At 73.4% G+C, this 1,819-nt stretch carries 3 protein-coding genes; 1 reads left to right on the plus strand and 2 read right to left on the minus strand.

Annotation, left to right across the window (positions count from 1 at the left end; translation table 11 throughout):
- The coding region (locus tag B7767_RS36305; protein ID WP_085575753.1) for a lytic polysaccharide monooxygenase at positions 1 to 931 on the minus strand (931 nt) is incomplete at its 3' end.
- A 194-nt stretch (positions 932 to 1,125) separates the two neighbouring features.
- The gene (locus B7767_RS48675; protein ID WP_107486525.1) at positions 1,126 to 1,260 is read right to left on the minus strand and encodes a hypothetical protein; all 135 of its coding nucleotides are present in this window, start codon (positions 1,258 to 1,260) and stop codon (positions 1,126 to 1,128) included.
- Between the two features lie 138 nt (positions 1,261 to 1,398).
- Between B7767_RS48675 and B7767_RS36310 the strand changes: the two genes are divergently transcribed.
- The coding region (locus B7767_RS36310; protein ID WP_085575754.1) for a bifunctional 2-polyprenyl-6-hydroxyphenol methylase/3-demethylubiquinol 3-O-methyltransferase UbiG at positions 1,399 to 1,819 on the plus strand (421 nt) is incomplete at its 3' end.

Below are 1,819 nucleotides of genomic sequence, written 5' to 3' on the forward strand. Positions count from 1 at the left end.
CGAGGTTCCGCGACGACCCCGCCGCCTTCACCTGGTTTCCGGTGGCGCCGTCGTCGGCGGCCTCGGGGGTGGTGCCGCCGTCCGCCGCGGCCGGCTCCGCCGAGGTGCGGGGGTCGTCGTCGCCGTGCCCGTGGTTCTCGACGGTCGACTTCTCGGCACCGGCCTCGATCTGCTCCTCGGACGGGGCGGAGGCGGTCGGCGCCGGGGCGGCGGCCTCCTTCGGGGTGTCGCCCGAGCCGGCGGCCTCACCGCCGCCCTCGGCCCCGTCCGCCTGCGAGTCACCCGTCCGGGACCCGCCGCCGAACGTGACGTCCGAGCAGGAGTAGAACGCCTCCGGGCTGTCCGACCGCTGCCAGACCGCGTACAGCAGCTGCTTGCCGGAGCGCTCGGGGAGGGTGCCGGCGAACGTGTAGAAGCCGCCCGAGGCGGCCGGGTCGGTGGAGGTCGCCACCGGGTTCGCCAGGTCCAGGTCGTCCCAGGCCAGCGGCTGCGACGGGTCGTAGCCGGGCTTGGTGATGTACACCTTGAAGGTCCCCTTGTGCGGGGCGGTCACGCGGTACTTGAAGGTGTGCGAACCGCTGCTCACGCTCGTCTCCGGCCAGTCGGCGCGGGCCAGGTCGAGCCCCTTGAACGCCTCGTTGCCGGCACTGCACAGCTTGCCGTCGGGGATGAGCTCCTGGTGGCGTCCGCCGGCGTCGCCGATGCGGATGCCGTTCCAGTCGTACAGCGCCTGGGTGCCGCCGGCCGCGACCGCCGCCTTGCACGCCGCCGACTTCGGGCTCTCCGGGCCCTCGGCGTAGCACTGCGAGACCCGGCTGACCGGGTCGCCCATCGAGCCGTGCGCGGACGCGGGCGCGGCGGACAGCCCGGTCAGGGCGAGCGGGACGAGACCGACGGCGGTGGCGACGGCGGCCTTGCGGCGTGCGGGCATGGGGCAGCAACTCCTCGACAGCGATCACTGGATCGGGTGGGGGGTGAATCCCGTGGGGGGTGACTCAGAAACTAGCCGCCCGAACCAGCGAAATCGCCTGTCGAAGGCCGCGGAGGGAGATCCTTATGGCCGCGTTAAGGGAGTGCTCAGGCTGGGATCAGGTAGGTGCCCGGATCGGGCGGGTGTCCGGACGGTCAGCCGTCGGGCCACCAGGTGCGGGCGATGTCCTTGCGGACCTCGGGTCGTCCCGCGGGACGCTCGTCGGCCTCCTCGCGGATCCGGCGGACGTCCGTCTTCCTCGGGGGCTTCTGCACGGTGACACGGCGCATGGCTGCCTCCTTCAGGGTCCACCGGGTTCCGTGTTCTCACGGAGGTAGACCTTTCGGGGGAGAGTTCCTCATCGCTCCCGTTCTGTCTGTGGCCGCTGTCACGAATCGATTGTCAGTGGTGGGTGTCACTGTGGGGCCATGACGGTCCACGGCGGTGACGGGGCGGGTACGGACGATGTCGACTGGGACGCGGAGGCCGCCGCGTTCGACGAGGAGCCGGACCACGGGCTGCGCGACCCCCGGGTGCGCGCGGCCTGGGCGGCGCGGCTGCGGACCTGGCTGCCGGGGCGGCCCGGTGACGTCCTCGACCTCGGCTGCGGTACCGGCAGCCTGTCCCTCCTCGCGGCCGAGCGGGGACACCGGGTGACCGGCGTCGACCGGTCCCCGGCGATGGTGGCGCTCGCCCGGCGGAAGCTCGCCGGGCGTGACGCCGTGTTCCTCGTCGGCGACGCGACGGCACCACCGGTCGGCGAGGCGCGTTACGACGCCGTCCTGGTCCGGCACGTGCTGTGGACGCTGCCCGAACCGGACCGGGCGCTGCGGCACTGGCGGGGCCCGC

The organism is Streptomyces sp. 13-12-16, assembly GCF_002114215.1.
In the GTDB taxonomy this organism is placed as follows: Bacteria; Actinomycetota; Actinomycetes; order Streptomycetales; family Streptomycetaceae; genus Streptomyces.